The organism is Streptomyces sp. NPDC030021, assembly GCF_055574035.1.
The window spans coordinates 219,935-245,904 of the sequence record NZ_JBVIAH010000001.1 but is presented as its reverse complement, the minus strand read 5'-3'; the positions used below and the strand labels follow the sequence as shown (position 1 = coordinate 245,904).

General features: G+C 72.2%; 23 protein-coding genes. 18 read left to right on the top strand and 5 right to left on the bottom strand.

Features of this window, described 5'->3' with window-relative positions; translation table 11 throughout:
* Positions 1–138: 138 nt before the first annotated feature.
* Both ACZ4YL_RS01030 and ACZ4YL_RS01025 read right to left on the bottom strand, forming a co-directional pair.
* Entirely contained in the window at positions 139–366 is a 228-nt protein-coding gene (locus ACZ4YL_RS01030) for a hypothetical protein (RefSeq protein ID WP_468113118.1), read from the bottom strand.
* A 333-nt stretch (positions 367–699) separates the two neighbouring features.
* Positions 700–2,337 (bottom strand): ABC-F family ATP-binding cassette domain-containing protein, encoded by a 1,638-nt coding sequence (locus ACZ4YL_RS01025; protein ID WP_468113117.1) that lies wholly within the window; start codon positions 2,335–2,337, stop codon positions 700–702.
* Between the two features lie 100 nt (positions 2,338–2,437).
* Here ACZ4YL_RS01025 and ACZ4YL_RS01020 point away from each other — a divergent pair, with 100 nt between their 5' ends.
* Both ACZ4YL_RS01020 and ACZ4YL_RS01015 read left to right on the top strand, forming a co-directional pair.
* A complete protein-coding gene (locus tag ACZ4YL_RS01020) occupies positions 2,438–3,409 on the top strand; it encodes a GlxA family transcriptional regulator (RefSeq protein WP_468113116.1) in 972 nt (323 codons plus the stop codon).
* A gap of 77 nt (positions 3,410–3,486) precedes the next feature.
* The gene (locus ACZ4YL_RS01015; RefSeq protein ID WP_468113115.1) at positions 3,487–4,116 is read left to right on the top strand and encodes a DJ-1/PfpI family protein; all 630 of its coding nucleotides are present in this window, start codon (positions 3,487–3,489) and stop codon (positions 4,114–4,116) included.
* Positions 4,117–4,125: 9 nt separating this feature from the next.
* Here the strand turns inward: ACZ4YL_RS01015 and ACZ4YL_RS01010 are convergent, their stop codons facing one another.
* Positions 4,126–4,899: an enoyl-CoA hydratase/isomerase family protein gene (locus ACZ4YL_RS01010; RefSeq protein ID WP_468113464.1), complete on the bottom strand. Its 774-nt coding sequence runs from the start codon at positions 4,897–4,899 to the stop codon at positions 4,126–4,128.
* Positions 4,900–5,243: 344 nt separating this feature from the next.
* On the opposite strand from ACZ4YL_RS01010, the gene ACZ4YL_RS01005 reads away from it, so the two are divergent.
* Positions 5,244–5,738, top strand: coding sequence for an ATP-binding protein (locus ACZ4YL_RS01005; protein ID WP_390798506.1), 495 nt, complete (start codon positions 5,244–5,246; stop codon positions 5,736–5,738).
* A gap of 80 nt (positions 5,739–5,818) precedes the next feature.
* Here the strand turns inward: ACZ4YL_RS01005 and idi are convergent, their stop codons facing one another.
* Both idi and ACZ4YL_RS00995 read right to left on the bottom strand, forming a co-directional pair.
* Positions 5,819–6,418 carry an isopentenyl-diphosphate Delta-isomerase gene (idi, locus tag ACZ4YL_RS01000; protein ID WP_468113114.1) on the bottom strand — a complete coding sequence of 200 codons (600 nt, stop codon included), beginning with the start codon at positions 6,416–6,418 and terminating at the stop codon, positions 5,819–5,821.
* 164 nt (positions 6,419–6,582) lie between these two features.
* On the bottom strand, positions 6,583–7,905 hold the full coding sequence (locus ACZ4YL_RS00995) for a GNAT family N-acetyltransferase (protein ID WP_468113113.1): 1,323 nt from the start codon (positions 7,903–7,905) through the stop codon (positions 6,583–6,585).
* A gap of 371 nt (positions 7,906–8,276) precedes the next feature.
* On the opposite strand from ACZ4YL_RS00995, the gene ACZ4YL_RS00990 reads away from it, so the two are divergent.
* The 15 genes from ACZ4YL_RS00990 to ACZ4YL_RS00920 all read left to right on the top strand — a co-directional run bounded on the left by ACZ4YL_RS00990 (position 8,277) and on the right by ACZ4YL_RS00920 (position 25,943).
* Entirely contained in the window at positions 8,277–10,070 is a 1,794-nt protein-coding gene (locus tag ACZ4YL_RS00990) for a DUF5941 domain-containing protein (protein WP_468113463.1), read from the top strand.
* Positions 10,067–10,819, top strand: coding sequence for a phosphocholine cytidylyltransferase family protein (locus ACZ4YL_RS00985; RefSeq protein ID WP_468113112.1), 753 nt, complete (start codon positions 10,067–10,069; stop codon positions 10,817–10,819). The genes ACZ4YL_RS00990 and ACZ4YL_RS00985 overlap by 4 nt, the downstream gene beginning before the upstream one ends.
* Positions 10,807–11,868, top strand: a complete 1,062-nt coding sequence (locus ACZ4YL_RS00980) for an iron-containing alcohol dehydrogenase family protein (protein ID WP_389118585.1) — start codon at positions 10,807–10,809, stop codon at positions 11,866–11,868. The genes ACZ4YL_RS00985 and ACZ4YL_RS00980 overlap by 13 nt, the downstream gene beginning before the upstream one ends.
* A complete protein-coding gene (locus tag ACZ4YL_RS00975) occupies positions 11,846–12,625 on the top strand; it encodes a CDP-alcohol phosphatidyltransferase family protein (protein WP_314246496.1) in 780 nt (259 codons plus the stop codon). The genes ACZ4YL_RS00980 and ACZ4YL_RS00975 overlap by 23 nt, the downstream gene beginning before the upstream one ends.
* Complete coding sequence (locus ACZ4YL_RS00970; RefSeq protein ID WP_468113111.1) at positions 12,622–13,506, top strand: glycosyltransferase family 2 protein; 885 nt, start codon at positions 12,622–12,624, stop codon at positions 13,504–13,506. Before ACZ4YL_RS00975 ends, ACZ4YL_RS00970 begins: the two co-directional genes overlap by 4 nt.
* 94 nt (positions 13,507–13,600) lie before the next feature.
* Entirely contained in the window at positions 13,601–14,530 is a 930-nt protein-coding gene (locus ACZ4YL_RS00965) for an ABC transporter permease (RefSeq protein WP_468113110.1), read from the top strand.
* The gene (locus tag ACZ4YL_RS00960) at positions 14,523–15,305 is read left to right on the top strand and encodes an ABC transporter ATP-binding protein (protein ID WP_382545388.1); all 783 of its coding nucleotides are present in this window, start codon (positions 14,523–14,525) and stop codon (positions 15,303–15,305) included. Before ACZ4YL_RS00965 ends, ACZ4YL_RS00960 begins: the two co-directional genes overlap by 8 nt.
* A 409-nt stretch (positions 15,306–15,714) precedes the next feature.
* Complete coding sequence (gene hpnC, locus ACZ4YL_RS00955) at positions 15,715–16,608, top strand: squalene synthase HpnC (protein WP_468113109.1); 894 nt, start codon at positions 15,715–15,717, stop codon at positions 16,606–16,608.
* On the top strand, positions 16,605–17,567 hold the full coding sequence (gene hpnD, locus ACZ4YL_RS00950; RefSeq protein ID WP_468113108.1) for a presqualene diphosphate synthase HpnD: 963 nt from the start codon (positions 16,605–16,607) through the stop codon (positions 17,565–17,567). Before hpnC ends, hpnD begins: the two co-directional genes overlap by 4 nt.
* 250 nt (positions 17,568–17,817) lie before the next feature.
* Positions 17,818–19,197 carry a hydroxysqualene dehydroxylase HpnE gene (gene hpnE / locus ACZ4YL_RS00945; RefSeq protein ID WP_468113107.1) on the top strand — a complete coding sequence of 460 codons (1,380 nt, stop codon included), beginning with the start codon at positions 17,818–17,820 and terminating at the stop codon, positions 19,195–19,197.
* Positions 19,194–20,360, top strand: a complete 1,167-nt coding sequence (locus ACZ4YL_RS00940) for a polyprenyl synthetase family protein (RefSeq protein ID WP_301364800.1) — start codon at positions 19,194–19,196, stop codon at positions 20,358–20,360. Before hpnE ends, ACZ4YL_RS00940 begins: the two co-directional genes overlap by 4 nt.
* Positions 20,361–20,480: 120 nt before the next feature.
* The gene (gene shc / locus ACZ4YL_RS00935) at positions 20,481–22,826 is read left to right on the top strand and encodes a squalene--hopene cyclase (RefSeq protein WP_468113106.1); all 2,346 of its coding nucleotides are present in this window, start codon (positions 20,481–20,483) and stop codon (positions 22,824–22,826) included.
* On the top strand, positions 22,826–23,491 hold the full coding sequence (locus ACZ4YL_RS00930; RefSeq protein ID WP_468113105.1) for a phosphorylase family protein: 666 nt from the start codon (positions 22,826–22,828) through the stop codon (positions 23,489–23,491). Before shc ends, ACZ4YL_RS00930 begins: the two co-directional genes overlap by 1 nt.
* A gap of 5 nt (positions 23,492–23,496) precedes the next feature.
* The gene (hpnH, locus tag ACZ4YL_RS00925; RefSeq protein WP_030728986.1) at positions 23,497–24,528 is read left to right on the top strand and encodes an adenosyl-hopene transferase HpnH; all 1,032 of its coding nucleotides are present in this window, start codon (positions 23,497–23,499) and stop codon (positions 24,526–24,528) included.
* On the top strand, positions 24,525–25,943 hold the full coding sequence (locus ACZ4YL_RS00920; protein WP_468113104.1) for an aspartate aminotransferase family protein: 1,419 nt from the start codon (positions 24,525–24,527) through the stop codon (positions 25,941–25,943). The genes hpnH and ACZ4YL_RS00920 overlap by 4 nt, the downstream gene beginning before the upstream one ends.
* Positions 25,944–25,970 lie beyond the last annotated feature (27 nt).

Genomic DNA, 25,970 nt, shown 5'->3' with positions numbered 1-25,970 from the left:
CGGTATACGAATGAACGCGCATTCTCCGTCCGCGCCGCCGCGAAGTGGGGCGACTTCGCTTGGGTTGGGGCGTTACGCCGGATCCCTGCCCCCCCCCCCGCCCCCCCCCCCCCCAGGGCCTGTTGTGAAGGAGACGAATCAGCAGTCGCCGTGGCCGTGACCGCCGTAGCCGCCGTAGCCGTAGTCGTCATCGTCGTCCCAACCACCGTAGTCGTCATCGTCGTCCCAGCCACCGGCGACGTAGGCGACGTGTTGGGCCGGGGCTGCCGCCGAGGCGGTGCCCGCCGTACCGAGCGCGGCCCCGCCGGCCATCAGAAGACCGGCAGCGGAGACCACGAAGAGGCGCTTCGCTCGCTGTGCGAACATGAAATTCCCTTTCCTTCCACCACCCTCCTCGCACTTCTCCGAGGTATGAAGGGGGTGGAACCGCAACTGCAGACGAAGAACGCGCAGCACGGATCGGATACAGGGCCGCCGGAAGTGCGGAAGCACGCTTTCCCCCCACAAAGGGCGCAGGCGCCACTCAGGTCCCGGAGCAGCAGGCGTCAGCTTCTTCAATCCCTGCCGACGCGGCACTCCGGCCATGGGGGCGTGCTCCGCGGTTGCGGCTCTCACCAACAAAGGCTACTAGCGCACGAGCCGGTCGGCACCTCGAGTCGTCAAGACCGCCCTTGCCCGCCGGGTATTGCGGGACGGCGCTCAGACCTCTGCGACCCTGCCGTTCTCGACCCGGAGCCGGCGGGTCACGTGCACCGCGTCCAGCATCCGGCGGTCGTGCGTGACCAGCAGGAGGGTGCCCTCGTAGGCGTCGAGGGCGGCCTCCAACTGCTCGATCGCCGGCAGGTCGAGGTGGTTGGTCGGCTCGTCCAGGACCAGCAGGTTCACCCCGCGGCCCTGGAGCAGGGCCAGCGCCGCACGGGTGCGCTCGCCCGGGGAGAGGGTGGCCGCCGGGCGCAGGACGTGGGCCGCCTTGAGGCCGAACTTGGCCAGCAGGGTGCGGACTTCGGCCGGCTCGGTCTCGGGGACCGCCGCGCAGAAGGCTTCGAGCAGCGGTTCGTCGCCGAGGAACAGGCCGCGGGCCTGGTCCACCTCGCCGACCAGGACGCCGGATCCGAGGGTGGCGGAGCCGGAGTCCGGGGCCAGCCGGCCCAGCAGGACGGCGAGCAGGGTGGACTTGCCGGCGCCGTTGGCCCCGGTGATCGCCACCCGGTCCGCCCAGTCGATCTGCAGACTGGCCGGGCCGAGGGAGAAGTCCCCGCGCTTGACCGAGGCCTCGCGCAGGGTGGCCACCACCGCGCCGGAGCGCGGGGCCGCCGCGATCTCCATGCGCAGCTCCCACTCCTTGCGGGGCTCGTCGACGACCTCCAGCCGCTCGATCGCCCGCGCCGTCTGGCGGGCCTTGGCGGCCTGCTTCTCGCTCGACTCGCCCCGCAGGTTCTTGCCGATCTTGTCGTTGTCGGAAGCCTTGCGGCGGGCGTTGCGCACGCCCTTGTCCATCCAGTTGCGCTGCATCTGGGCCCGGCCTTCGAGGGCCGACTTCTTGCCCGCGTACTCCTCGAACTCCTCGCGGGCGTGGTTGCGGGCGCGCTCGCGCTCCTCCAGGTAGGAGTCGTAGCCGCCGCCGTAGAGGTTGATCTGCTGCTGGGCGAGATCGAGTTCGAGGACCTTGGTGACCGTCCGGGTCAGGAACTCGCGGTCGTGGCTGATCACGACCGTGCCGGCCCGCAGCCCCTTGACGAACCGCTCCAGCCGCTCCAGACCGTCCAGGTCCAGGTCGTTGGTGGGTTCGTCGAGCAGGAAGACGTCGTAGCGGGAGAGGAGGAGCGAGGCGAGGCCCGCGCGGGCCGCCTGACCACCGGAGAGCGCCGTCATGGGCAGGTCGAGACCGACGGCCAGGCCGAGCTCGTCGGCGACCTCCTGGGCCCGCTCGTCGAGGTCGGCGCCGCCGAGGTTCAGCCACATGTCCAGCGCGGTCGCGTACGCGTCGTCCGCGCCCGGCGTTCCGTCCACCAGCCCCTGCGTCGCCGCGTCGAGCTCGGCCTGCGCGGCCGCCACGCCCGTACGGCGGGCCAGGAACTCCCGGACCGACTCCTCGGGCCGGCGCTCCGGCTCCTGCGGGAGGTGGCCGACGGCGGCGCCGGGCGGGGAGAGCCGCAGCTCCCCGGTCTCGGGGGTGTCCAGCCCGGCGAGCAGCCGCAGCAGGGTGGACTTCCCGGCGCCGTTCACGCCGACGAGGCCGATGACGTCGCCGGGGGCGACGACGAGGTCGAGATCGGCGAAGAGGGTGCGCTCACCGTGCGCGGCGGTGAGCTTCTTGGCGACGAGGGTTGCAGTCATGATGTGCCGATCCTATCCGCGCCCGGACCGCACCCGGCATGGCCGGATAGGTGGGAAGCGCGTCATTGCGGCCATCGCGGGGGCGGAACACCATGAAGCCATGTGGTCATCGCCGCGCAACGTCCTCGTCCTCCTCTACGACGGGGTCCAGAGCCTGGACGTGACCGGGCCGGTGGAGGTGTTCGCCGCGCTCGCCCGCTTCCCGGGGCGGGCCGGGTACGCGATCCGGACGGTTTCTCCCGCAGGAGAGCCCGTCCGCACCAGCAGCGGGCTGACGCTGGTGCCGGACGGGGAGCTGGCGAGCGCCCGGCCGGGGCCCGGGACCACGGTCCTGGTGCCCGGGGGGCAGTTCTCGGGGGACTTCGAGCCCAGGCTCACCGACTGGCTCCGTACCCACGGGGGTGGCGCGGAGCGGCTGGTCTCCGTGTGCACGGGAGGACTGCTGCTGGCCGAGGCGGGACTCCTGGACGGGCGGCGGGCGACGACGCACTGGTACGCCTGCGAGCGGATGGCGCGGGACTACCCGGCCGTCGCCGTCGAGCCGGACCCGATCTACGTACGGGACGGACCGGTGGCCACCTCGGCCGGGGTCACGGCGGGGATCGACCTCGCCCTGGCGCTGGTGGAGGAGGACCACGGCCAGGACGTCGCCCTGACGATCGCCCGGCACCTGGTGGTGTTCCTGCGCAGGCCCGGAAACCAGGCACAGTTCAGCGCGCAACTGGCCGCCCAGACGGCCCGCCGGGACCCGCTGCGGGACGTGCAGCAGTGGATCGCCGAGCACCCGGGGGAGCAGCTGGGCGTCGAGCACCTCGCCGCCCGGGCCCGGCTCTCGCCGCGGCACTTCGCACGGGCCTTCCGGGCGGAGACCGGCGTCACGCCAGGCCGGTACGTCGAACGGGTCCGGGTGGACCACGCGCGGCGGCTGCTGGAGGAGAGCGGGGAAGGGATCGCACAGATCGCCCGGGCCTGCGGGTACGGGAACCCGGAGGCGCTGCGCCGGGCCTTCGTACGCACCCTCGGCCAGCCGCCCGCCGAGTACCGCCGCCGGTTCGGCACCTCCCGCCCCTGAGGGCCGGCGGCGCTCCGGGAAGCAAGAGCCGCCCCACCGGGGCGGAGTCCTGTTCCGACCATCGCTCCGGAGGAGCCATGCAGATCGCTGTACTTCTCTACGACCACTTCACCGCCCTCGACGCCATCGGGCCGTTCGACACCCTCGGCCGGCTGCCCGACGCCGAGGTCGTCTTCGTCTCCGAGCGGCCGGGACCCGTACGGACCGACAGCGGGGCGCTCGCGCTCGTCGCCGACAAGGGGCTCGACGAGGTCACCCGGCCCGACATCGTCATCGTGCCCGGCGGGCCGCATCCCGAGCGGGAGATGGCCAATCCTGTGGTCCTGGACTGGCTGCGCACGGTCGACGCCACCACCACCTGGACCACCTCGGTGTGCACCGGATCCCTGCTGCTGGCCGCCGCCGGGCTGCTCGACGGCCGGCGGGCCACCAGCCACTGGCTGTACCTGGAGCAGCTCCCGAAGCACGGGGCCGAGCCCACCGGTGAGCGCGTGGTGTTCGACGGGAAGTACGTCACCGCCGCAGGGGTGTCCTCCGGGATCGACATGGGGCTCACCCTGCTCGGGCGGATCGCCGGCGACGACTTCGCCCAGGCCGTGCAGCTGATGACCGAGTACGACCCCCAGCCGCCCTACGACTCGGGCTCGCCGGACAAGGCCCCGGCCGCTCTCGTCGAGATGCTGCGGGGGAACGTCACCCCCGGCTGACGCCGGCCGTCACGGAGCCGGAGTCCACGTGAAGCGCGGAGCCCGGCGCTCCAGGAACGCGGCGACCCCCTCCGCGGTGTCCTCGCTCCCGGCGGCCTGGTCCTCCCAGTACGCGTCCCGGTCGGTCCGGCCGTCCGCGAACTCCTTGGCCGCCGCCTGCGTCAGCTGCGAGCGCGAGGCCAGGATCCGGGTGAACTCCGCGACGCGCTTGTCCAGCTGGCCGGCCGGCAGCAGCTCGTTCAGGAAGCCCGCGCGCAGCGCCGTCTCCGCGCCGATCAGCTCCGCGGAGAAGAGGAGGTACTTGGCCCAGGCCGGGCCGACCAGGGACGCGAGCCTGCGGGTCGAGGACGCCGCGTAGACGATGCCGAGCCTGGCGGGGGTCACCCCGAAGGAGGCCCCCTCCTCGGCGAAGCGCAGATCGCAGGCGGCCGCGAGCTGGCTGCCGCCACCCACGCAGAAGCCGCGGATCGCCGCGAGCGTGGGCTTGGGGAAGGCGGCCAGGGCCTCCTCGGCGGCCACGGCCAGGGCCCGCGGGTCCGCGGCCCCGGACTCCCCAGAGTCCGCCGCGTCCCCGGTCAGCGAGGAGATGTCGGCGCCCGCGCAGAAGGTCGGCCCGGCCCCGGTCAGCACGAGCACCCGTACCGCCGGGTCGGCCGCCAGGCCCGCCACCAGCTCCGGGAGCCTGCGCCACATGGCGGCGGTCATGGCGTTGCGCTTGGCGGGGTGCGAGATGACGATCGTGGCCACCCCGTCGGCGACCGTGTGCAGGAGGGTTGCGTCCATGGCTGCGTCCATGCGCCGGATGCTATCCCGGGCGGTCATACCTGTGATCAAGGGAGTCCCGCGGGGGTGCGAGGGTGGCACGTCCATGGGCTCCCGCCGCATCCGGGGGCTGGTCAGGGAGGACGAGGCTCCGGCGGCGGCGGCCGCGGGAAACGGGCCGGGCGAGGCGGCCGGGAAGCGTCCGGCAGAAGATCAGGAATAGTCGAACAACTGACTCTGTCATACGCCAGTGGTCAGAATGTGTCCGATAGGCGCTGACTTATGGTCAGCAGTCCGGTCCGGACCAGCCCGTTCCCCACTCTTGTCGCGTGGAGACGATCGAGCGCGAAGACGGGGGACGGAACATGGACGTCAGCGGGAGTGTCCCGCAGGCCAAGGCGGGTGAGGCAGAGGCTCCGGCTGACCCCCTCGCCTACGAGGGTGTGTGGAGGTTCACCGCGCCCGCGGTTGAAGAATCCGTTCCGCAGGCCCGCCGTGCGGTCCGGGACCTGCTCGGGCGCCAGGGGGTGCCGGCCCATCAGGACCTCGTGTACTCCCTGCTCCTGATCGTCTCCGAGCTGGTGACGAACTCGGTCCGGCACGCCGCTCTGCTCTCGCCGGAGGTCGCGGTCGAGGTCGCGATCGGCCGTGAGTGGGTGCGGGTGGCCGTCGAGGACAACCACCCCTACCGCCCCAAGGCGCTCGAAGCCGACTTCGGCCAGACCGGCGGCCGGGGCCTCCTCCTGGTCCGGGAGATCACCCTGGAGGCCGGCGGGGTCTGCGACGTCGAGCACACCTCGACCGGCGGCAAGGTGATCTGGGCGGCCCTGCCGCTCACCGCCCCGCCGACCGCCGGCTGAGCGGCGGCCGGCGAGGCGGCGGCCGGCGAGGCGGTGAGCGGCGAGGCGGCGCTCGGCCGGAGGGCGGGACGGCGTACGGGCTACCAGCCCGCCGCGTCGCCGGTCAGCTCGCGGATCGCGGGCCGCGCCGCGTCCAGCACGGTCATGAACCAGGCCGAGAACGGCACTGCGGCGTGCCGCTTCGCCAGTTCCTCGGCGGTGACGAAGGCGGTGTCCTCGACCTCCTCCGGATCCGGCCGCACGACAGTCTGCGCGAGTCCCACGAACAGGTGATTGAACTCCTGCTCCACCAGACCCGACGCGGGGTCCGGGTGGTTGTAGCGCACCGTCCCCGCCTGCGCGAGCAGCGAGGGCGACAGGCCCAGCTCCTCATGGGTCCGCCGGGCCGCGGCCGCGAACGGCGACTCCCCGGGATAGGGGTGACCGCAACAGGTGTTCGACCAGACGCCGGGGGAGTGGTACTTCCCGAGGGCCCGCTGCTGGAGCAGCAGACGGCCCTGCTCGTCGAAGAGGAACACGGAGAACGCCCGGTGCAACTGCCCGGGCGCCTGATGGGCGGAGAGCTTCTCCGCCGTGCCGATGGTGTTGCCGGCCTCGTCGACCAGTTCGAGCATGATCGGTTCTTGAGTACCGGTGCCGTTGGACGCGCTGTTCGCGGCGGTGGCTGGTGTGGTCGGCATACCCATCCTTCGCTTCGGACTTCGGCCTTCAGTCTGCCGTACAAAAGAGGCTTGTCCCCACTTCGGAGATCCACGTATGTCCGCCCCCCGTCGCGTGCTAGGAGACGAGGGGCGGATCACCTCACGTGTCACTCACGTGTCACTCGCATGGCCTCGTGTGCGCGTCAGACTCCGAACGGGGCCGGATACCTGATCGTTCCCGTCGGCACCGGACGGGAATCATCCAGCACCAGGGCCATCGTGGCTTCGTCGGGGACCTCGAAGGGGGCCCGGATCCCGAAGTGCGACGCCGGGACGAAACCGAAGCGCGGATAGTACTCCGGGTGTCCCAGGACGAGGACCAGTGACTCCCCGCGCTCCCGGGCCGCCGCGAGCAGGGCCCGTACGACCGAGCTGCCCGCGCCCGAGCGCTGCAGCGCGGGATCGGCCGCCACCGGGGCGAGCGCGAGCGCCGGGGCGCCGTCGACCTCGCACCGGGTCAGCAGGGCGTGCGCCGCCACCGACCCGTCCGGGGCCTCGGCCACGTACGACAGCCCGGGCAGCCATGAGCCGTCGGCGCGCAGCGCGTCCACGAGGTCGGCCTCCAGCGGAGTCCCGAAGGCCGCCAGGTTGATCTCCCGGACGGCGGCCGCGTCGGCCGCGGCCTCCGGCCGGGCGGGCCAGGCGTCGCCGTCCCCGGCGCTCACCGGGCGCAGGACGTAGCCCGTGTACCCGTACTCGTGCCCGTGGCGGGCCCGTACGTCGAGCTCCTCGTGCGTCGCGGCCAGGGCCCGCGCCATCGCCGGGCCGCCGGCTCCGGACAGGGCACGGACCCGCTCGGCGAGCGGGCCGTAGTACTCGGCCCAGTCCGAGTCGGGCAGCTCGTGCACGCCGAGCACCTGGTACCCGGCGGCCTGGGCGGCCGCGAGGTTGCCGGCGGTGGTGCGCAGCGCGCAGTGCGGGTCCCAGAAGGCGCGGGCGCCCGCGGACGGATCGGGGACCGACCACTGGCACTCGGTCAGGACCAGGGTGCCGCCCGGGGCGAGCAGCCGCTTCCACCGCGCGAGCGCGGCGTCGAAGCCGAGGAGGTAGGCGGAGCCCTCCGCCCAGACGAGGTCGAAGGAGCCGTCCTCGAAGTCCTCGCCGGTCAGTGCGCCCATGTCCGCCTCGACCGTGCGGACGCGGTCGGCGAGCCCGCGGGCCGCGGCGGCCGTACGGAGCTCGTCGAGGAAGGGGGCGTGCAGGTCGACGGCGGTCACCTCGGCGCCCGTGCCCGCCGCGCCCGCCTCGGCGGCGAGCAGCAGCGCGCTGCGGCCCGGGCCGCAGCCCAGGTCGAGGACGCGCGGCCGCTCGCGCAGCGGTCCGCACAGGGACAACAGGTGGCGGGTGCTCGCGTCGGAGCCCGGAGCCTGCCGGGGCAGGCCGTGGTGCAGGGCGAAGAAGGCGTGCGTGAAAGCGTCGACGCCCTCGGGATCGGAGGAGTCGTCGAAGGAATTGCTGTCGGTCAACGTGAACCCTTGGAACGGGGGCTCCGGCCGACGAGGCCCAGCTGTGTGATCAGGCCCGGCCGGATGCCCGGAAGGAAGGGGAGATGCACCGGAGTTCGCTGCGCATGGCCGCGACCACTACGACGGTCATCAACCCACCTCTTTCCACTCGACACGTTCAGGGGCGTGTCCACCGTAACATCAGGGCCGTTTGTGGTACCGCGCCGTGATCGTCAATGATGATCGGAACCCGGCCCGGGGCCCGAATGTTCGGCTTATCAGGGCGTAAACGGGTGGTGAACCCCTGCTTCCATTCATCCGATAGCCTCTGCCGACGTGCCGCCGCCCCATAAGGGCGCGCGTTCGGAATCCGTTACAAGGAGTGAGTTCGTCTGCCGACCGTCATCCTCACCGGCCTGCCGGTCCCCGGATCACCGCTCGCGGACGAGCTGCGCTCCCTCGGCTTCGACGTCCGCCCGGCCGCCGGTCCCAAGGACGCCGCCGCCGCACTGGCGGGCGTACCCGCCGACCAGCGGGTGGCCGTCGTGGACAGTGCCTTCGTCGGGCACGTGCACGCGCTGCGCCTCGCGCTGACCGACCCGCGCTTCGACGCCTGCGCCGTCACCGGTGCCCTCGCCGTCCAGGCCGGAGCCCGCGGGGCCCTCGACAAGGCCGCCGCCGAGGCCGCCGCGGGCACCGGCGGGGCCGGCCCGTACGCGGACCGGCTCGCCGCCGCCGTCGAGGCCGCCGGGACCACCGTCCAGCGCCCCGAACTGGGCACGCTCGTCGCCGCGGTCCCCGCCGGCCCCGCCGAGCGCGACGCGGCGACCGCCGCCGTCGCCGCCGTGGACGACGAGGCCGTACGCCTGCGGACCGCCGTGAAGTCCCGCGACGGCTTCTTCACCACCTTCTGCATCAGTCCCTACTCGCGCTACATCGCCCGCTGGTGCGCGCGCCGCGGCCTGACCCCGAACCAGGTCACCACCGCCTCGCTGATCACCGCGCTCATCGCGGCCGGCTGCGCGGCCACGGGCGAGCGCTGGGGCTACGTGGCGGCCGGGGTGCTGCTCCTCGTCTCCTTCGTGCTGGACTGCACCGACGGGCAGCTCGCCCGCTACTCGCTCCAGTACTCGACGATGGGCGCCTGGCTCGACGCCACCTTCGACCGCGCGAAGGAGTACGCCTTCTACGCGGGCCTCGCGCTCGGCGCGGCCAGGAACGGCGACGACGTCTGGGCCCTGGCCGTCGGCTCCATGATCCTCATGACCTGCCGGCACGTCGTGGACTTCTCCTTCAACGAGGCCAACCACGACGCCACCGCCAACACGAGTCCCACGGCCGCCCTCTCCGGCCGGCTCGACAGCGTCGGCTGGACCGTGTGGGTCCGCCGGATGATCATCCTCCCGATCGGTGAGCGCTGGGCGATGATCGCGGTCCTGACCGCCTTCACCACCCCCCGGATCGTCTTCTACGCCCTGCTGATCGGCTGCGCCTTCGGCGCGCTCTACACCACCGCCGGCCGCGTCCTGCGCTCCCTGACGCGCAAGGCGACCCGCACCGACCGGGCCGCCCAGGCGCTGGCCGACCTTGCCGACTCCGGCCCGCTCGCCGAGCTCCAGGCCCGCCTGCTGCACGGCCGCGCCGGGTCCTTCGGCTCCGTGTACGTGGCGGCCCTCGGCGCGCTGGTGATGATCGCGGGCGCCGTGCTCCTGCCCTTCGGCGACCCGCGGCTGATCGCCGTCGCGGTGATCTACGTCATGGCGGCCGGCCTCGCCGTCGCCGCGCCCCTCAAGGGCGCCCTGGACTGGCTGATCCCGCCGCTGTTCCGGGCCGCCGAGTACACCACCGTGCTGATCCTCGCGATGAAGGCGGACGTCCCCGGGGCCCTCCCGGCGGCATTCGGCCTGATCGCGGCGGTCGCCTACCATCACTACGACACGGTGTACCGCATCCGCGGCGGCACCGGCGCGCCCCCGCACTGGCTGGTGCGGACGATCGGCGGCCACGAAGGCCGGGTCCTGCTGATCACGGCCCTGGCGGCCGTCCTCGTATCGCGCGAAGCGGACTTCCCCGTCGCGCTCACGGCCGTGGCCGTGTTCGTGGCACTCGTGGTGCTCGTGGAGAGCATCCGGTTCTGGGTCTCCTCCGGAGCACCCGCCGTACATGACGAAGGAGAACCAGCATGATCGGCCTTGTACTCGCTGCCGGTGCCGGACGCCGTCTGCGTCCCTACACCGACACCCTGCCCAAGGCGCTCGTGCCGGTCGGCCCCGAGGGTGACGAGGAGAGCCTGACGGTTCTCGACCTGACCCTGGGCAACTTCGCCGAGGTCGGCCTCACCGAGGTCGCGATCGTCGTCGGCTACCGCAAGGAAGCCGTGTACGCCCGCCGCGAGGCCCTGGAGGCCAAGTACGGCGTCAAGATCACGCTGATCGACAACGACAAGGCCGAGGAGTGGAACAACGCCTACTCCCTGTGGTGCGCGCGTGACGTCCTCAAGCAGGGCGTGATCCTCGCCAACGGCGACACCGTCCACCCGGTCTCGGTCGAGCGCACCCTGCTCGCCGCCCGCGGCAACGGCCAGAAGATCATCCTCGCCCTCGACACGGTCAAGAACCTGGCCGACGAGGAGATGAAGGTCGTCACCGCCGAGGGGAAGGGCGTCCAGAAGATCACCAAGCTGATGGACCCCGCCGACGCCACCGGCGAGTACATCGGTGTCACCCTCATCGAGCCCGAGGCCGCCGAGCAGCTGGCCGAGGCCCTGAAGACCACCTTCGAGCGGGACCCCGACCTCTACTACGAGGACGGCTACCAGCAGCTCGTCAACGACGGCTTCACCATCGACGTGGCCCCCATCGGCGACGTGAAGTGGGTCGAGATCGACAACCACGACGACCTCGCCAAGGGCCGGACGATCGCATGCCAGTACTGACGAGGCTCATCCCCTCGCCCGTCGTCGTCGACATCAGTCGCGGGGCGATGGACGACCTGGCCGGCCTCCTGGCCGACCAGCGGATCTCCGCCTCCGGCAAGCTCGCCATCGCGATCAGCGGCGGCTCCGGCGTGGCGCTGCGCGCCAAGCTGGAGCCCGTGCTGCCGCACGCCGACTGGTACGCGGTCGTCGACGGCACCATCGACTCCGCGGTCAAGCTGGCCGACGACATAAAGGGCCGCCGCTACGACGCCGTCGTGGGCCTGGGCGGCGGCAAGATCATCGACGTGGCCAAGTACGCCGCGGCGCGGGTCGGGCTGCCCATGGTGGCCGTCGCCACCAACCTCTCGCACGACGGCATCTGCTCGCCGGTGTCCATCCTGGACAACGACAACGGCCGCGGCTCCTACGGTGTGCCGACGCCGATCGCCATGGTGATCGACCTCGACGTGATCAAGGAAGCCCCGGTCCGGTTCATCCGCGCCGGCATCGGTGACGCGATCTCCAACATCTCGGCGATCGCCGACTGGGAGCTCTCGCACAAGATCAACGGTGAGCCCATCGACGGCCTGGCCGCCGCCATGGCCCGTACCGCCGGCGAGTCCGTGCTGCGACACCCCGGCGGATGCGGCGACGACGAGTTCCTCACCGTGCTCTCCGAGGCGCTGGTGCTCTCCGGCATCGCCATGTCGATCAGCGGGGACTCCCGCCCGTCGTCCGGCGCCTGCCACGAGATCAGCCACGCCTTCGACCTGCTCCACCCGGGACGCTCCGCGCTCCACGGCGAGCAGGTCGGCATCGGCGCCGCCTTCGCGATGCACCTGCGCGGGGCCGCCGAGCAGTCCGGCCTCTTCGTCGAGGTGCTGCGCCGGCACGGCCTGCCGGTCGGGCCCGAGGAGATCGGCTTCAGCGTCGACGAGTTCGTCGCGGCCGTCGAGTACGCCCCCCAGACCCGCCCGGGACGCTTCACGATCCTGGAGCACCTCAACCTGTCCGCCGCCGAGATCAGGGACGCTTACGCCGACTATGTCAAGACCATCCGTAGCTGAACTGAGGCCCGTCGTCCACCCTGCGGGCGTCAAGGACCGGGTCAGCGGCGAGCACTGGGGCGGGCGCCTCTACATGCGCGAGATCTCCCTGCGCATCACCCGCTTCCTCGTCACCACCAAGGTCACGCCGAACCAGCTGACCTACCTGATGACCCTGGCCGGCGTCCTCGCCCTCCCGGCCCTGCTGGTGCCGGGCATCTGGGGCGCCGTCCTCGGCGTGATCGCGGTCCAGATGTACCTGCTGCTCGACTGCGTCGACGGCGAGGTCGCCCGCTGGAAGAAGCAGTTCTCGCTCTCCGGCGTGTACCTGGACCGGGTCGGCGCCTACCTGTGCGACGCCGCGGTCCTGGTCGGCTTCGGCCTGCGTGCCGCCGACCTGTGGGGCCCCGGCGGCGCCGACTGGCTGTGGGCCTTCCTGGGCACCCTGGCCGCCCTCGGCGCCATCCTGATCAAGGCCGAGACCGACCTGGTCGGCGTCGCCCGCCACCAGGCCGGGAAGCCCGTGGTCAAGGACGCGGCCGCCGAGCCGCGCGCGAAGGGCATGGCGCTCGCCCGCCGGGCAGCCGCCGCGCTCAAGTTCCACCGCCTGATCCTCGGTATCGAGGCCTCGCTGCTCATCCTGGTGCTGGCCGTCGTGGACCAGATGCAGGGCGACCTGTACTGGTCCCGGGTCGGGGTCGCCGTGCTGGCCGCCATCGCGATGCTCCAGACGGTGCTGCACCTGGTGTCCATCCTCGCCTCCAGCAGGCTCAAGTGAGTGCCCCGCTGCGGCTGGGCGCCGTGATCATCACCATGGGCAACCGGCCCGACGAGCTCAAGGCGCTCCTCGACTCGGTGGCCCGCCAGGACGGAGCCCCCGTCGACGTGGTCGTCGTGGGCCAGGGCGTGCAGGTCACCGGCCTGCCCGAGGGCGTCCGCAGCATCGACCTGCCCGAGAACCTGGGCATCCCGGGCGGGCGCAACGTCGGCATCGAGGCCTTCGGCCCCGGCGGCAGCGACGTGGACGTGCTGCTCTTCCTGGACGACGACGGTCTGCTGGAGCGCACCGACACCGCCGAGCTGTGCCGGCAGGCCTTCGCCGAGGACCCCGCGCTCGGGATCATCAGCTTCCGGATCGCCGATCCGGAGACCGGTGTGACCCAGCGCCGGCACGTGCCGCGACTGCGCGCCTCCGACCCGATGCGCTCTTCGCGCGTGACCACCTTCCTGGGCGGCGCCAACGCCGTCCGCACGACGGTGTTCGAGCAGGTCGGATCGCTGCCGGGGGAGTTCTTCTACGCGCACGAGGAGACCGATCTGGCCTGGCGGGCGCTCGACGCAGGGTGGCTGATCGACTACCGGTCGGACATGGTGCTGCTGCACCCGACAACTGCCCCCTCCCGGCACGCGGTCTACCACCGTATGGTGGCTCGTAACCGGGTGTGGCTCGCCCGCCGCAACCTGCCCGCCCCGCTGGTCCCGGTCTACCTGGGCGTCTGGCTCCTGTTGACGCTCGTACGCAGGCCGTCGGCACCGGCGCTCAAGGCCTGGTTCGGCGGTTTCCGGGAGGGGTGGACCACTCCCTGCGGACCCCGCCGCCCGATGAGATGGCGAACGGTCTGGCGGTTGACCCGGCTGGGCCGACCTCCTGTCATCTGACCAGCCCGCGTCTGGGAACATGACGCGATCACGGGCCTCGAGCCACCAGCCTGATGCCCACCTGGCCGCATCTTGAAGACGAAAGTTTCAACTTGTGAGTGACACAACCCACGACGGCGCCCTCGCCACGAGCAGGCCGCTGTCCGACGACGCGGGGCTGAGCCCCGCGGAGCTCGCCAGGAAGTACGGCCTCTCGGTCAGCGGCGCCAGGCCGGGCCTCGGCGAGTACGTGCGGCAGCTCTGGGGCCGGCGCCACTTCATCATGGCCTTCTCCAGGGCCAAGCTGGTCGCGCAGTACAGCCAGGCGAAGCTCGGCCAGGTCTGGCAGGTGGCGACCCCGCTGCTGAACGCGGTCGTCTACTGGCTGATCTTCGGTCTGATCCTCAAGGCCGGCCGTGAAATGCCCAAGGACGTCTACATCCCGTTCCTGGTGATGGGCATCTTCGTCTTCACCTTCACGCAGAGCTCGCTGATGGCGGGCGTCCGGGCGATCTCCGGGAACCTCGGCCTGGTGCGGGCGCTGCACTTCCCGCGCGCCTCCCTGCCGGTGTCCTTCTCGCTGCAGCAGCTCCAGCAGCTGCTGTACTCGATGATCGTCGTCTTCGTCATCGCCATCTGCTTCGGCAACTACCCGCAGCTCTCCTGGCTGCTGGTGATCCCGACGCTGGCGCTCCAGTTCGTCTTCAACACCGGCCTCGCCATGATCTTCGCGCGGGCGGGTTCCAAGACCCCCGACCTGGCGCAGCTGATGCCGTTCGTGATGCGTACCTGGATGTACGCCTCCGGCGTCATGTTCCCGATCGGGATCTACCTCAAGGAACAGCCCGAGTGGATCAGCGACCTGCTGCTGTGGAACCCGGTGTCGATCTACATGGACCTCATCCGGTTCGCGCTGATCGACGACTACGCCGCCAGTAACCTGCCTCCGCACGTGTGGGCCTTCGCCGTGGGCTGGGCCGTGGTGATCGGCGTCGGCGGCTTCGTGTACTTCTGGAAGTCTGAGGAGCGTTACGGCCGTGGCTGACAACACCCAGGGACGCATCCCGACCGTGATCGCGGACGGCGTCCACATCGTCTACCGGGTCAACACCGGCAGCTCCGGCAAGGGCGCGGCCACCGCCGCGCTCAGCAAGATAGTCCGCCGGAAGAAGGGCGACTCCCCGGGCGTCCGGCGGGTCCACGCCGTGCGCGGCGTCTCCTTCACCGCCTACCGCGGCGAGGCCATCGGCCTCATCGGGTCCAACGGCTCCGGCAAGTCGACCCTGCTGCGCGCCATCGCGGGCCTGCTGCCCTGCGAGGAGGGCAAGGTCTACACCGACGGCCAGCCCTCGCTGCTGGGTGTCAACGCGGCCCTGATGAACGACCTCACCGGCGAGCGGAACGTCGTTCTCGGCGGCCTCGCGATGGGTATGAGCCGCGAGCAGATCAAGCAGCGTTACCAGAGCATCGTCGACTTCTCGGGCATCAACGAGAAGGGCGACTTCATCTCCCTGCCGATGCGTACCTATTCCTCCGGCATGGCGGCGCGTCTGCGCTTCTCCATCGCGGCGGCCAAGGACCACGACGTTCTGATGATCGACGAGGCCCTGGCCACCGGTGACCGCAGCTTCCAGGTGCGTTCGGAGGACCGGATCCGCGAACTGCGGCAGAAGGCCGGCACGGTCTTCCTGGTGAGCCACAACAACAAGTCCATCCGCGACACCTGTGACCGGGTGCTGTGGCTGGAGAAGGGTGAGCTCCTGATGGACGGGCCCACCGAGGAAGTCGTCTCGGCATACGAGAAGGCCACCAACGGCTGACCTCCGGGTCGCGCGGTGCCCTCTTCCGGCGCTTTTCCGCTTCACCCGAAGGCCCCCGCCGCTCAGCGCGGCGGGGGCCTCAATCGTGTTCTCGCATTTCGCGGCGACATTCGGTGGCGGAGCGAATACCCGAGAGGGCTCCGCGACGTTCTACAGCGTAAGCTGAGGCGGTCCTCAATCGCGGCAAGAGGGGACGATTCCCTGCAGGTGAAGGGCCTTGGGGCAGCCCGGGGAATCCCCCGGCGGCGTGTCCGAAATAGGATGTAATGGGTCGGCAGTGTAGAACGGGAGACGTGACGGCAATGGCTACGGGAATTCTCCGGCCCCCAGGCACGACGGCCGTCCCCGCCCCGGGCGGCGGGCGGTGAACCCGGGGCTCGGCATCCGGCCCCCGGCCGACACGGTCCACGTGAGCGCCACCCTCGACAAGGCGGCGGCGGAGAACTTCCCCGTCGCCCCCGTCTTCCTGCCCCGCGCCTGGCGCGACGGGCTGACCGCCGTCTACGGCTACGCCCGCCTCGTCGACGACATCGGCGACGGCGACCTCGCCCCCGGCGGACACGACGCCGTGCTCCTCGGTCTCGACCCCGCCGCGGTCGACGACCGGCTCGCCATGCTCGACGCCATCGAGGCCGACCTGCACCGCGTCTTCAACGGTTCCGTAAGCCCCGCCGGCCCGCCGCGGCACCCGCTGCTGCAGGTGCTGCAGCCCGTCGTCCGCTCCCACGGCCTGACCCCCGAGCCGTTCCTCGCTCTGATCGAGGCCAACCGCCGGGACCAGCGGGTCGCGCGCTACGAGACGTACGCCGACCTGGTCGGCTACTGCGAGCTGTCCGCGAACCCGGTCGGCCGCCTCGTGCTCTCCCTCACCGGCACCAGCACCCCCGAACGGATCCGCCACTCCGACGCAGTCTGCACCGCCCTGCAGATCGTCGAACACGTCCAGGACGTCGCCGAGGACCTCGCCCGCGACCGGATCTACCTGCCCGCCGAGGACCTGCGCCGCTTCCACGTGACCGAGGCGGAGCTCGCGGCCCCGTCGGCCGGCGCGTCCGTACGCTCCCTGGTCGCATTCGAAACCGAGCGTGCCCGCGAACTGCTGAACGAAGGCACCCCGCTCGTGGGCAGCGTGCACGGCAGACTCCGGCTGCTGCTCGCGGGCTTCGTGGGAGGAGGGCGTGCGGCTCTGCGAGCCGTCACCGTCGCCGGTTTCGACGTACTCCCCGGCCCGCCCAAGCCCACCAAGAGCGGCCTGCTCCGCGAGGTGGCCGCCGTCCTGCGCACAGCGCCGAGAAAGGGGTGAGCCCGACCGTGGAGGGCCCCACACACGTGTCCGCACCGGTCCAGGCCGCCTACAGCTACTGCGAGGCCGTCACCGGTTCACAGGCACGCAACTTCGCCTACGGCATCCGGCTGCTGCCGAACGACAAGCGGCAGGCGATGTCCGCGCTGTACGCCTTCTCGCGGCGGGTCGACGACATCGGCGACGGCACGCTGGCGCCCGAGGCCAAGTTCGCCCGGCTGGAGGAGACCCGCGCCCTGCTCGGGCGGATCCGCGCCGAGGAGGTCGACGAGGACGACACCGACCCGGTCGCCGTCGCCCTCACGCACGCCGCGCGGCGCTTCCCGATCCCGCTCGGCGGCCTCGACGAGCTCATCGACGGGGTCCTGATGGACGTCCGCGGCGAGACGTACGAGACCTGGGACGACCTCAAGAACTACTGCCGCTGCGTGGCCGGGGCCATCGGGCGGCTCTCGCTCGGCGTGTTCGGCACGGTGAACGCCTCGGGCCTCGGAGCGGCCGACGCCGCGCGCGCCGGGGAGTACGCCGACACCCTCGGCCTCGCCCTGCAACTCACCAACATCCTCCGGGACGTCCGCGAGGACGCCGGCAACGGGCGCACCTACCTGCCCGCCGAGGACCTCGCCAAGTTCGGCTGCTCGGAAGGCTTCCACAGCGACCGGATGCCTGCCGGCGCCGACTTCGCCGGGCTCGTCCACCACGAAGTCCGGCGCGCCCGCGCCCTGTTCGCCGAGGGCTACCGGCTGCTGCCGATGCTCGACCGGCGCAGCGGCGCCTGCGTGGCCGCCATGGCCGGCATCTACCGGCGCCTGCTGGACCGCATCGAGCGGGAGCCGGAGGCGGTGCTGCGGGGCCGCGTGTCGCTGCCGCCGCACGAGAAGGCGTACGTCGCCGTGCGCGGCCTGTCCGGACTCGACGCGCGGACCGTCACCCGCCAGAACACCCGGAGGCGAGCCTGATGACCGCGATCACCCCGCTTCCGGAGGCGGCAGCCGGTCCGGCCGCCGTCGCCGCGCCGCGCACACGCCTGCGCCCGCGCCCGTCGGGCCGTCCCGGCCGGGACGCCGCCCGGGCAACCGCCCCGGCAGCGGGTGCGTCTCTTCCGGGGGACCGCGGCCACGCGGGCCGGGCCGCCGCACACCGGGCGGCCCCGCCCGCGCAGGACCGACCGGCCGGCCCGGAGGGCCACCGCACCACGGGGGAGGGCGCATGACCGGCTTCGAACAGCACGCCGTCGTCGTGGGCGGCGGACTCGCAGGGGTCACCACCGCCCTCGAACTCGCCGACGCCGGGCTCCGCGTCACCCTGCTGGAGGGCCGCCCCCGGCTCGGCGGGCTCGCCTTCTCCTTCAAGCGCGGCGACCTCGAAGTCGACAACGGCCAGCACGTCTACCTGCGCTGCTGCACCGGCTACCGGTGGTTCCTCGACCGCATCGACGGCGCCGCCCTCGCGCCCCTGCAGGACCGGCTCGACGTACCCGTCCTGGACGTCGCCCACCCCGGCGGACCGCGCCTGGGCCGGCTGCGCCGCAGCGCCCTGCCCGTGCCCCTGCACCTGGCCGGCTCGCTCGCCCGCTACCGGCACCTCTCCCTCGCCGAACGATTGAGCGTCGGCCGCGCCGCCCTCGCGCTGCGCCGCCTGGACCCCACCGACCCGGCGCTGGACGGCCTGGACTTCGCGACCTGGCTCGGCCGCTACGGGCAGTCCGCCCGCACGATCGAGGCCCTGTGGGACCTGGTCGGGATCGCCACCCTGAACGCCACCGCCGAGCAGTCCTCGCTGGGCCTGGCCGCCATGGTCTTCAAGACCGGCCTGCTCTCCGAGAACGGCGCCGCCGACATCGGCTGGGCCCGGGTACCGCTGGGTGAACTGCACGACACCCTCGCCCGCAAGGCGCTCGACGCGGCCGGCGTACGGACCGAGCTGCGCACCCGCGTCACGGACATCTCCCGTATGTCCGAGGGGGCGTGGCGGATCGACACCGAGGAAGAATCCCTGGAGGCGGGCACCGTCGTCCTCGCCGTCCCGCAGCGCGAGGCGCACGGACTGCTGCCCGCCGGTGCCCTCCCCGACCCCGACAAGCTCCTGGACATCGGCACCGCGCCCATCCTCAACGTCCACGTGGTCTACGACCGCAAGGTGCTCAAGCAGCCCTTCTTCGCCGCTCTCGGCTCCCCGGTGCAGTGGGTCTTCGACCGCACCGAATCCTCCGGACTCCCCGACGGCGGCCAGTACCTGGCCCTGTCCCAGTCCGTCGCCCAGGACGACATCGACGAGCCCGTCTCGGTCCTGCGCGCCAAGTACCTGCCCGAGCTGGAGCGGCTGCTGCCCGCCGCGCGCGGCGCCAAGGTACGGGACTTCTTCGTCACCCGGGAGCGGACGGCCACCTTCGCCCCCACCCCCGGCGTCGGCCGGCTGCGCCCCGGGGCGCGCACCGACACGCCGGGGCTCTACCTCGCCGGTGCGTGGACTGCCACGGGCTGGCCCGCGACCATGGAGAGCGCCGTCCGGAGCGGACTGAGCGCGGCCCACGCCGCACTCGCCGCGCTCGGCCGCCACCGCGAACACCCTCTGCAGGAGGCGGCATGACGAGCACCATCAGCAGCACCGGCACCACCAGCACCGCAAGTACAGGAACAAGAGGAGAGCCAGTGAACCCGGGGAACCCGGCTGTCGAGAACACGGATGCCAGTGTGGGCACAGCCGGAGGGGGCGTGGAGAAGGCGGACACGATCGCGCTCCTGGAACGCGGCCGTACGCTCTCGACCCCCGCGCTCCGTGCCGCCGTCGACCGGCTCGCGGCGCCCATGGACACCGTCGCCGCCTACCACTTCGGCTGGATCGACGCCCAGGGCAACGTGGCGGACGGCGACGGCGGCAAGGCCGTGCGTCCCGCGCTCGCGCTGCTCTCCGCCGAGGCTGCGGGCGCAGCGGCCGAGGTCGGCATCCCGGGCGCCGTCGCGGTCGAGCTCGTGCACAACTTCTCGCTGCTGCACGACGACCTGATGGACGGCGACGAGCAGCGCCGCCACCGCGACACGGTGTGGAAGGTGCACGGACCGGCCCTCGCGATCCTGGTCGGCGACGCTCTGTTCGCCCTCGCCAACGAGGTGCTGCTGGAGCTCGGCACCGTGGAGGCGGGCCGCGCGACCCGCCGGCTTACCACCGCCAGCCGCAAGCTCATCGACGGCCAGGCGCAGGACATCTCCTACGAGCACCGCGAGCGCGTCAGCGTCGAGGAGTGCCTGGAGATGGAGGGCAACAAGACCGGTGCGCTCCTCGCCTGCGCGGTCTCCATCGGTGCGGTGCTCGGCGGCGCGGACGACCGTACCGCCGACAAGCTGGAGGAGTACGGCTACCACCTGGGCCTCGCCTTCCAGGCCGTCGACGACCTGCTCGGCATCTGGGGCGACCCGGAGGCGACCGGCAAGCAGACCTGGAGCGACCTGCGCCAGCGCAAGAAGTCCCTGCCGGTGGTCGCCGCCCTCGCCGCCGGCGGGGAGGCCTCCGAGCAGCTCGCGGAACTGCTCGCCGCCGACGCCAAGAGCAGCGACTTCGAGAACTTCTCGGAGGAGGAGTTCGCGGCCCGCGCGGCCCTCATCGAGGAGGCCGGCGGCCGCCGGTGGACCGCCGACGAGGCGCGCCGCCAGCACGCCGTCGCGATCCGGGCCCTGGACGACGTCGACATGCCGCAGCGCGTGCGCGACCAGCTCGTGGCCCTCGCGGACTTCGTCGTCGTGCGCAAGAGGTGATCGCCACCCGACAGCGGATATGAATCGCGAGTCGCCGGCCGGCGCCGCCACCTGAGCGTGGCGCGCACCGGCCGACGGCAGACCCCAGCACAGCAGAGGACACTGTTCTAAGGGGAAGCCATGACAGCGACGACCGACGGCAGCGCCGAGAGCGCCGGCGCCGGCAGCGAATCCACCCCGGGCGCCCAGGGCCTCCCGGCAGGCCCCGGCGTGGGGCGCGCCCGTGGCCCGGCGGCGGAACCGGGGCCGCCCGCCCCGTCCCGTGCGGGCGGGGCAGGCCCACGGGCCGAGTACGGACCGCCAAGCACGCCCGGCGCGCAGGGCGCCCGTTCCGCCCCACCGGCGGCCGAACCGGGGCAGTTGGCCCCACCCGCCGGCCGGCAGGGCGTGGCCACGATGCCGCCCGAGGCGAAGCCGGGCGGCCCGCCCGCGCCGAACACCGGCCGGGGCGGCGGCCGAGCCCCCACCGCGGACCCGTCCGCCGGCCCGGGGCCCGACCGGCCGGGCCGGACCACGGCGCCCGCCGACCTGCCCCGGCCGCCGGACGGCACCCGGCCGGGGGTGTACGAGGCCGCCGCGCGCGCCACCAGGAACCTGCTGGACCGCCAGGACCCCGAGGGCTGGTGGAAGGGCGACCTGGAGACCAACGTCACCATGGACGCGGAGGACCTGCTGCTGCGGCAGTTCCTCGGAATCCGGGACGAGGCCACCACCCGGGCCGCGGCCCTCTTCATCCGCGGCGAACAGCGCGAGGACGGCACCTGGGCCACCTTCCACGGCGGACCGCCCGAACTGTCCGCCACCATCGAGGCCTACGTCGCGCTGCGCCTCGCCGGGGACGCGCCGGACGCCCCGCACATGACCCGCGCCTCGGCCTGGATCCGGGCCCACGGCGGGATCGCCGCCGCCCGCGTCTTCACCCGGATCTGGCTGGCCCTCTTCGGCTGGTGGAACTGGGAACACCTGCCCGAACTCCCGCCCGAGCTGGTCTTCCTGCCGCCCTGGGTGCCCCTGAACATCTACGACTTCGGCTGCTGGGCCCGCCAGACCATCGTCCCGCTCACCGTGGTCTCCGCACTGCGCCCGGTCCGCCCCGCCCCCTTCGCCCTCGACGAGCTGCACGCCGACGCGCGCACGCCCAACCCCGCCCGCAGATTCGCCCCGCTGACCAGCTGGGACGGCGCCTTCCAGCGGATGGACAAGGCCCTGCACGTCTACCGCCGGTTCGCCCCGCGCCGGCTGCGCAAGGCGGCGATGGCCACCGCCGGCCGCTGGATCGTCGAACGCCAGGAGAACGACGGCTGCTGGGGCGGGATCCAGCCGCCCGCCGTGTACTCGGTCATCGCCCTGCACCTGCTCGGCTACGACCTCGGGCATCCGGTGATGCGCGCCGGACTGGAGTCGCTGGAACGGTTCGCGGTGTGGCGCGCGGACGGCGCCCGGATGATCGAGGCCTGCCAGTCCCCGGTGTGGGACACCTGCCTCGCCGCGATCGCCCTGGCCGACGCGGGCCTGCGCCCCGACCACCCCGCACTGGTCAAGGCGGCCGACTGGATGCTCGGCGAGGAGATCGTCCGCACGGGCGACTGGGCCGTGCGCCGGCCCGGGCTCGCCCCCGGCGGCTGGGCGTTCGAGTTCCACAACGACACCTACCCCGACATCGACGACACGGCCGAGGTGGTCCTCGCCCTGCGCCGGATCAAGCACCCGGACCCGGCCCGGGTCGAGGCGGCCATCGCCCGCGGGGTGTCCTGGAACCTCGGCATGCAGTCGAGGAACGGGGCGTGGGGCGCCTTCGACGCCGACAACACCAGCCCCCTTCCGAACAAACTGCCCTTCTGTGACTTCGGCGAGGTCATCGACCCGCCCTCGGCCGACGTCACCGCCCACGTGGTGGAGATGCTCGCCTTCGAGGGCCGCGCGGGAGACGCCCGGACCCGGCGCGGCATCGCCTGGCTGCTGGCCGAACAGGAGCCGCGCGGCGGCTGGTTCGGCCGCTGGGGCACCAACTACGTCTACGGCACCGGCTCGGTGGTCCCGGCCCTCACCGCCGCCGGGATCTCCCCGGGGCATCCCGCGATCCGGCGGGCCGTGCGCTGGCTGGAATCCGTACAGAACGAGGACGGCGGATGGGGCGAGGACCAGCGCTCCTACAAGGACCCGTCCTGGGCGGGGAAGGGCGCCTCCACCGCCTCGCAGACCGCCTGGGCGCTCATGGCCCTGCTGTCGGCCGGCGAGCGCGAGGGCAAGGCCGTGGAGCGGGGCATCGCCCACCTGGTGGAGACCCAGAAGGAGGACGGCACCTGGGACGAGCCCTACTTCACCGGCACCGGCTTCCCCTGGGACTTCTCCATCAACTACCACCTGTACCGGCAGGTGTTCCCGCTCACCGCGCTCGGCCGCTACCTGTACGGGGAGCCGTTCGCCCCGGCCGGAGCGCACCCGGCAGCGGCCGGGGAGGCGTGATGTCCGCCGCCGGCGGGGACCGGGCCCGCAGGCCCGACCCGCTGCTGGTGGCCTGCGCGCTGCGCATCGAGCAGGCCGCACTGCGCAGCGCCTGCCGCGGCCCGGGGCGCGGACCGGCCGACGGGCACGTCCTGCTGCGCACCGGGATGGGCCCGCGCGCGGCCGAGCGGGCCGTCGGCCGGGCACTGGACCGGCCGGGAATGGACCTCGCCGCCGTCCTCGCGACGGGGTTCTGCGCCGGGCTGGTCCCCGGCATGCACCCCGGAGACCTGGTCGTCGCCGAGGAGACCCGGGACCCGCAGGGGACCGTCACCTGCACCGGCAGCGCCCTGCTCGCCGAGGCACTGGCCCGGGCCGCCCCGGGCCGGACCGTGCACACCGGCACGCTGACCGGATCCGACCACGTCGTCCGCGGCCAGGAGCGCGCGCAGCTGCGCGCCACCGGCGCCATCGCGGTCGACATGGAGTCCGCGGCCACCCTGTGGGCCGCCACCCGGGGCGGCGGCCGTCCGGTTGCGGCCGTCCGGGTGATCGTGGACGCTCCGGAGCACGAGCTCGTCCGTATCGGCACGGTTCGCGGGGGAATATCGGCCTTCCGTGTCCTGCGTGCCGTACTGCCCGCGTTTCATGAATGGCACCGTTCGTTGCTGCTCCCCAGGAGGTGAGCCAGATGGCCATGCCGCTGCGCCAGTCCATCAGGGTCGGGACGTATCTTCTCGAACAGAAGCTCCGCAAGCGCGAGAAGTTCCCGCTGATCGTCGAACTGGAACCGCTCTACGCCTGCAACCTGGCCTGTGAGGGGTGCGGGAAGATCCAGCACCCGGCCGGGGTGCTCAAGCAGCGCATGCCGGTCGCCCAGGCGGTCGGCGCCGTACTGGAGTCCGGTGCGCCCATGGTGTCCATCGCGGGCGGCGAGCCCTTGATGCACCCGCAGATCCACGAGATCGTCCGGCAGTTGGTGGCGAGGCGGAAGTACGTGTTCCTCTGCACCAACGCGATGCTGCTGCGCAAGAAGATCGAGAAGTTCACCCCCTCCCCCTATTTCGCCTTCGCCGTGCACATCGACGGTCTGCGCGAACGCCACGACGAGTCGGTGGCCAAGGAAGGCGTATTCGACGAGGCGGTCGCCGCCATCAAGGAGGCGAAGAAGCGCGGGTTCCGGGTGACCACCAACTCCACCTTCTTCAACACCGACACCCCGCAGACGATCATCGAGGTACTCAACTACCTCAATGACGACCTCCAGGTCGACGAAATGATGATCTCGCCCGCCTATGCCTACGAAAAGGCCCCTGACCAGGAGCACTTCCTGGGCGTCGAACAGACCCGAGAACTCTTCAGGAAGGCCTTCGCGGGCGGCAACCGGCGGCGCTGGCGGCTCAACCACTCCCCGCTCTTCCTGGACTTCCTGGAAGGAAAGGCCGATTTCTCCTGCACGGCCTGGGCCATTCCGAATTACTCCCTCTTCGGCTGGCAGCGCCCCTGCTATCTGATGAGCGACGGCTACGTACCGACGTACCGCGAGCTCATCAACGACACCGACTGGGACAAGTACGGCCGCGGAAAGGACCCGCGCTGCGCGAACTGCATGGCTCACTGCGGCTACGAGCCCACCGCCGTCCTGGCCACCATGGGCTCCCTCAAGGAATCCCTGCGCGCGGCCCGGGAGACCATCGCCGGCAACCGGGACAAGTCGGCATGACCGGGCGGCCACAGGAGGAAGGGGGCGGCCGGGGCAAGGGCTTCGACCTCGGCGCCCTCCTGGCCGAGCGCGGCGCGGAGCGGTACGAGCTGCACTCCCGGCACCTCAACCACCAGCTGCCCCGCATGCTGCACACCATCGGCTTCGACAAGGTCTACGAGCGGGCCGAGGGCGCCCACTTCTGGGATGCGGAGGGCAACGACTACCTGGACATGCTGGCCGGGTTCGGGGTGATGGGCCTGGGCCGGCACCACCCGGTCGTCCGCCGCGCCCTGCACGACGTCCTGGACGCCCAGCTCGCCGACCTGACCCGGTTCGACTGCCAGCCGCTGCCCGGGCTGCTGGCCGAGAAGCTGCTCTCGTACAGCCCGCACCTGGACCGGGTCTTCTTCGGCAACAGCGGCACCGAGGCGGTGGAGACGGCCCTGAAGTTCGCCCGGTACGCCACCGGGCGCCCCAGGATCCTCTACTGCGACCACGCCTTCCACGGGCTGACCACCGGCTCCCTCTCGGTGAACGGGGAGGGCGGCTTCCGCGACGGCTTCGCACCGCTGCTCCCCGACACGAAGATCGCGCTCGGGGACCTCGCGGCCCTGGAGCGGGAGCTGAAGCGCGGGGACGTGGCCGCCTTCGTCGTCGAGCCGATCCAGGGCAAGGGGGTCCTGGCCGCCCCGCCCGGATTCCTGCTCGCCGCGCAGGAGATGCTGCACCGGCGGGGGGCGCTGCTGATCGCGGACGAGGTGCAGACCGGCCTCGGACGTACCGGGGACTTCTACGCGTACCAGCACGAGCCGGGCGTGGAACCGGACCTGGTGTGCGTGGCGAAGGCGCTGTCGGGCGGATACGTCCCGGTCGGCGCGACCCTGGGCAAGGACTGGATCTTCAAGAAGGTCTACTCGTCCATGGACCGGGTGCTCGTGCACTCCGCGAGCTTCGGTTCCAACGCCCAGGCCATGGCGGCGGGCCTCGCGGTCCTGTCCGTCATGGAGGACGAGGAGGTCGTGGCGAACGCCCGGGCCGTGGGCGACCTGCTGCGCGGGCGGCTCGCCGCACTGGTGGACGAGTACGAGCTGCTGCACGAGGTGCGGGGGCGCGGGCTGATGATCGGCATCGAGTTCGGCCGGCCGTCCTCGCTGGGCCTGCGCAGCCGGTGGACCATGCTGCAGGCGGCCCGCAAGGGGCTCTTCGCGCAGATGGTCGTGGTGCCGCTGCTGCAGAAGCACCGGATCCTCACCCAGGTCTCCGGGGACCATCTGGAGGTGATCAAGCTGATCCCGCCGCTGATCGTGGACGAGGCGGACGTGGACCGGTTCGTCGGGGCCTTCCGTGAGGTCATGGACGAGGCGCACGGCGGGTCCGGGCTGATCTGGGACTTCGGCCGGACGCTGGTGAAGCAGGCCGTCGCCACGCGCTGACGGCCCGCCCACCCCGTGGGGGAACCG

Coding starts and splice junctions, on each gene's coding strand:
- ACZ4YL_RS00920 (WP_468113104.1), top strand. CDS start 24,525: ATGACCGGGCGGCCACAGGAGGAAGGGGGCGGCCGGGGCAAGGGCTTC.
- ACZ4YL_RS00930 (WP_468113105.1), top strand. CDS start 22,826: ATGTCCGCCGCCGGCGGGGACCGGGCCCGCAGGCCCGACCCGCTGCTG.
- idi (WP_468113114.1), bottom strand. CDS start 6,418: ATGCCGACCACACCAGCCACCGCCGCGAACAGCGCGTCCAACGGCACC.
- ACZ4YL_RS01005 (WP_390798506.1), top strand. CDS start 5,244: ATGGACGTCAGCGGGAGTGTCCCGCAGGCCAAGGCGGGTGAGGCAGAG.
- ACZ4YL_RS01010 (WP_468113464.1), bottom strand. CDS start 4,899: ATGGACGCAACCCTCCTGCACACGGTCGCCGACGGGGTGGCCACGATC.
- ACZ4YL_RS01025 (WP_468113117.1), bottom strand. CDS start 2,337: ATGACTGCAACCCTCGTCGCCAAGAAGCTCACCGCCGCGCACGGTGAG.
- ACZ4YL_RS00980 (WP_389118585.1), top strand. CDS start 10,807: ATGCCAGTACTGACGAGGCTCATCCCCTCGCCCGTCGTCGTCGACATC.
- ACZ4YL_RS00940 (WP_301364800.1), top strand. CDS start 19,194: ATGACGAGCACCATCAGCAGCACCGGCACCACCAGCACCGCAAGTACA.
- shc (WP_468113106.1), top strand. CDS start 20,481: ATGACAGCGACGACCGACGGCAGCGCCGAGAGCGCCGGCGCCGGCAGC.
- ACZ4YL_RS00985 (WP_468113112.1), top strand. CDS start 10,067: ATGATCGGCCTTGTACTCGCTGCCGGTGCCGGACGCCGTCTGCGTCCC.
- hpnH (WP_030728986.1), top strand. CDS start 23,497: ATGGCCATGCCGCTGCGCCAGTCCATCAGGGTCGGGACGTATCTTCTC.
- ACZ4YL_RS01020 (WP_468113116.1), top strand. CDS start 2,438: ATGTGGTCATCGCCGCGCAACGTCCTCGTCCTCCTCTACGACGGGGTC.
- hpnE (WP_468113107.1), top strand. CDS start 17,818: ATGACCGGCTTCGAACAGCACGCCGTCGTCGTGGGCGGCGGACTCGCA.
- ACZ4YL_RS01030 (WP_468113118.1), bottom strand. CDS start 366: ATGTTCGCACAGCGAGCGAAGCGCCTCTTCGTGGTCTCCGCTGCCGGT.
- ACZ4YL_RS01015 (WP_468113115.1), top strand. CDS start 3,487: ATGCAGATCGCTGTACTTCTCTACGACCACTTCACCGCCCTCGACGCC.
- ACZ4YL_RS00975 (WP_314246496.1), top strand. CDS start 11,846: ATGTCAAGACCATCCGTAGCTGAACTGAGGCCCGTCGTCCACCCTGCG.